The 4,370-nt window shown below is 45.9% G+C and carries 2 protein-coding genes; one reads left to right on the forward strand and one right to left on the reverse strand.

The window, feature by feature from the left end; all coding sequences use genetic code 11:
* A partial coding sequence (locus WBA23_RS26205) for a hypothetical protein (protein ID WP_424585230.1) occupies positions 1–2,069 on the reverse strand: 2,069 nt, incomplete at its 3' end.
* 916 nt (positions 2,070–2,985) lie between these two features.
* Here WBA23_RS26205 and WBA23_RS26210 point away from each other — a divergent pair.
* Positions 2,986–4,370, forward strand: a 1,385-nt coding sequence (locus WBA23_RS26210; RefSeq protein WP_424585231.1) for a hypothetical protein, incomplete at its 3' end; no start/stop codon positions are given.

Genomic DNA, 4,370 nt, shown 5'->3' on the forward strand with positions numbered 1-4,370 from the left:
GGGTTGATCCGAGACAAAAACGTGATATGGCTGGGGCCACTAGAATTAGTTCCGTCGGTAAAGAAGTCATTATTCTGATCAGCGACTTTGGTCTTCAAGTCTTTTCCGTTGTAAGCAAATATGCTAAACCCGCCCGGTCCGCCTCCGGCACTTTCGCCGGCTACGTAAACATCGCCCCCATTCCGGGCTTTAATCCGGTAAGCCCGAGTGTCAGCTCCGTTGTCTGACAGACTTAATCCTTCCGAACCGCCGACTGAAAATCCCCAAGTGCGCCAGTTTCGGTGGGCTGCCGACGAAAAGTCATACGCCTGCAAATAGGCAACCTGAAGATTGGAATGAGCTTGGGTAAAGCCGCATACATAGTACTGCTGATGGTTAGCGTCGCTGCTAATCTCAAGATCATAGATCTTTTTATCCTGATCGTAGAGTTCGGTATTGTCATGAAGCACAGAGCCATTGGCAGCGTAAAGGCGAACTACTGTTTTGTCGCTATCCTGAACTACCGCTACTACTTTACCATCGGCTGCTAGTGAAATCCGAGGGCGATAGCTACCATCTTCGCCGTCGGGTACCGTAGCCAAATCACTCCACTTCAGCGTAAAATCCGAATGTAGAACAGCTACCCCGAAGTTGCCTAACAGAGCCACTTCGCCGGTTATTTCGTCAATATCCATGTCGTAGATTGCATCGCCCAACACCAAGGTTTGCTCCACGGCAGTGCCCCACTGATCCATAACGTACACTTTACCGGTAGACTCGCTATTGGCATTTAATAAGGCTGTAGGAGCTACTCCCATATTATCGTGAAAAGTGCCCGCTAAAAGTAGCTTGCCAGCGGGGGTAATGCCAGACTCTGCGGCAAAATTACTGCCGCGACCACCCACGTAAGTACCATTTTCAATATGCAGGTTCTTTACTGTTCCGGCTGGGTTTCCGTTGGGTACGTAGCGATAGATTCCGGTTTTTTGCTCTATATCCTGGTTATCAGAACAGTTGCCGTTAGCATCGCGCCGCGTTCTGATCTCAGCAAAGAAACTTTGGCCATTATCCGGTGTAATAAAGTTTTGTATAGATTGAATACAGCTAAGCGCTTCATTAGGTAGCTCCTGTCTTACTGCGCGGTCTACTTTCAAGATGCTTCCGTCACTCTGGCTAACAAACATAAAGTCAGGAGAAATAAAGAATTTAGCACTAGTTCGGTAGAAATACTTAAACCAACCATCGTCTGCTTTTTCGTAAAACCCCTGCTCGGTGCGAACAAACAATTTTTCGTGATTAGCATCAGCGTATATTGGGCCGATAGGGCCAAATCCCGAACCCGTAATATTGATGGCGTTTAACCCGTAGGAGGCAGGATTCCAAATTTCACCATCCCATTCGTACAGGCCTCCGGTTCCATCGGTATCTCGGTAATCAAACGTACTGTAGTGATATACTTTGCCGTTTTTTAGCGCAATGGGGTTTTGGGGATTTCCTCCCTTAGGTCCGATAATAAGAGGATTATCGACATTTCTTAATAGCGTAAACTCTCCGTTGTCGGCATTTACTTCTATAACAAACTCTTCGTTTTTCCGGAATTTCCTGGCCGGAAAGCGCTCAATGTCTTTGTCGCTCTCTATTCGGCAGGGAAGGTATAGCTTGTTATCAACCGCATCTAGCCCCCGACTTAAACTCAAGCCATAGTCAGGTACTTCCAGGATTTTCTCCCACTCTCCGGTAGCTAGATTCAACTCATAGAGTGTTTGACTATTACCCCCCGGAATTGCGAAAATACGATTGCCACTGCTAACTAGTGCCGAATAGCCGTACTGATTTAACCGATCTGCTATTTTAGTCCAACTTTCCGTAGCCGGATTGTACTTATAGATACCGTCTTTTTCTTCGCCCGCGCTATGCTGGCGGATAGCGGCGTAAACGTTTGCGTTGTCCGTAATTAATATCGAAACAACATCAAACTCACCTAGTGAACCAATGCCGGTGTTGGTTTCAACCCAAGTGTTGTTCTGCCCCAACGTAGGTAACGCGATAATGAAGACTTGCAGTAGACTAATTGAGATAAACTTAAGCATATTAAAACTTTGGTAAGTGTATCGTTGCCAGCCACAATGATAGAGCGGTTTTTCTATATTATTGTTAGAAGAAGAGGCTACAGAGTACGTGAGTAATTTTGGTCAATATTTAAGAAGCTTCAGTTAGAAATTTTGAGGGAAAAATGAGATACATCAGGGTATTTTTGAGGAGAATAGTAGCGTTATTTAATGAAAGTATGATAACTGAGACAGCTTAATTTTAGCCATTCTTAACCAAAAGAATCAGATGAAACAGCTTCTTGGAAACGTTGGATTTAGATAGCGTATGACCAGATTCACTAAAAAGGCATTGCTTGCCATAACAAAAAGGGCGATTAAAAAAATTACCTCAACTCCGCAAGACTATTGTTTTAAGCCGGATGATCGGATAGCACACCAAGGAGCCTATCCCATTCAAGAGTGTTACAACTGAGATACTGCCTATTGACTAAGATTATTAAGAAGCACTACGTTGGCTATTTAACTCAACTTATTACGTGTTCTCTATGGATTCACCAATGTAATATACCTAAGTTAAGTGTAGTATTTGCTTTAGTTTCTGGAATTTTTCGATAGATATATAACCATCCCATTTTCTCTTTAACGCTTACGCTCGACGCTGCCCTATATTGGTAAATAAAGTAATGCATACCTTAATTCTATTAATACTTAGTGTTAACGTATTGAATTTCAAGCAAATACACTAATTATTTTTCGCCTATCTTTTTGATATATTTTTTGATTCATCCTGAACGGATGGAACGATTTAAAAAAGACTGCTAAAAGAAAGTACACCGGACATTGTATACTATTTGCTGACGTTGCACAGCACGTCCGTGTAGCTATCCATATTATTGCTTTCTATTTTCCATTGCAGACCTCCTCCGCTCCTTATTATTGATCAATAATCTGAAGAATGAAGCATTTCATCCTTGTTAAAAGTATCCTCACACTAATCATCTTCTGTTTACTAGCAAATTTCAATACCGTACTCAGCCAAACCGGTCCGGGCGGAGTGGGAAACGTAAACTCCAATAGCATTCTTAGAACTTGGCTTGATGCTTCAGCATTAGACGCAGCCAACGGTGATGCCGTAGTCTCCTGGACGGATCGATCCGGTAACACTGGTGATGCCACCCACGCGACGGCGGGGCGTCAACCCCTATTCACCACTGGGGCACTCAACGGGCTCCCTGTATTGCGATTCGATGGCAGTGACGACCGGCTTGACTTACCGGCCGCCCTCAATACGAATGCGAACGGTATCTTACAGCGTGATTATACGGTAATTGCGGTAGCCGCCCGCCGCACGACCACAAGCGACGATGGGTGGGTGCTGTACGGTTCGGCCGGAGCGAACACCAACAATCTCTATCTTGGCTGGCGGGGTAATACAAACAGTAAATTCCGTTTCTCTCAGTTCGGCGGCGGCAATAACGAAGTGGAAGTTGAACCAGGGGATTACGTAAACAATGGGGTCAATCAGTTCGCTATTTTTACCGGCACCCTTGAACAAACCGCGAGTCCGGCCCGCAACCTATACGAGAACAGTAGCTTAATTGGTACCGCTACCGGCAACACACCATTAGCAAGTTGGGCCGGAGCAGCGTTGGGGCGGGGATTTAACAGTACTGACTATTCATCGGTAGACATTGCCGAAATTATCTTCTACCGCAGAGCGCTAGCGGGTGCACAGCGGATCATCTTGGAGAACTACCTAAGTGCCAAGTATGACCTTCCTATTGCTAACGACCATTACTCCGGAGACTTGGTAGCCAACGGCAACTTCGACTATGATGTAATTGGTGTTGGACAGGAAGACGACGTGCAGAATATCCAAGCACAGGGCGATGCACTACGATTAATAGCTGATGTTACTGCGCTGGACAATGGCGACTACCTGCTGGCAGGCCACCACAACACCCCGCACGGCACCGCCACCACTGATCTGCCCGCTACGGTGCAAGAACGGTGGGCGCGCAGTTGGTACGTAGACAAGACCGGGGCGCTAGATGCTACCTTGCGGTTTGATCTGTACAAAGTACATCCTGGAAGAATCTTTTCTACGATTAAAAACAACTACGTGCTGCTGCGCAAAAATGGTAGCGTATACGAAGTGGTGCCGGTAGCCGAAGCGGATAAAGATGTAAACAACGAGAGCCAGGTTAGCTTTCGAGTTAGCGATGCTCAACTGATCGACGGCGAGTACACGGTTGGCACCTTGAATGCTACTACTACTCCGCTAGCCGGCTTTTCCCTTGACGTGCGCGAGTTCTGCGAATACCGTGCAAATTTCAATAG

The organism is Tunicatimonas sp., from assembly GCF_049647865.1.
Taxonomy (GTDB): domain Bacteria; phylum Bacteroidota; class Bacteroidia; order Cytophagales; family Cyclobacteriaceae; genus Tunicatimonas.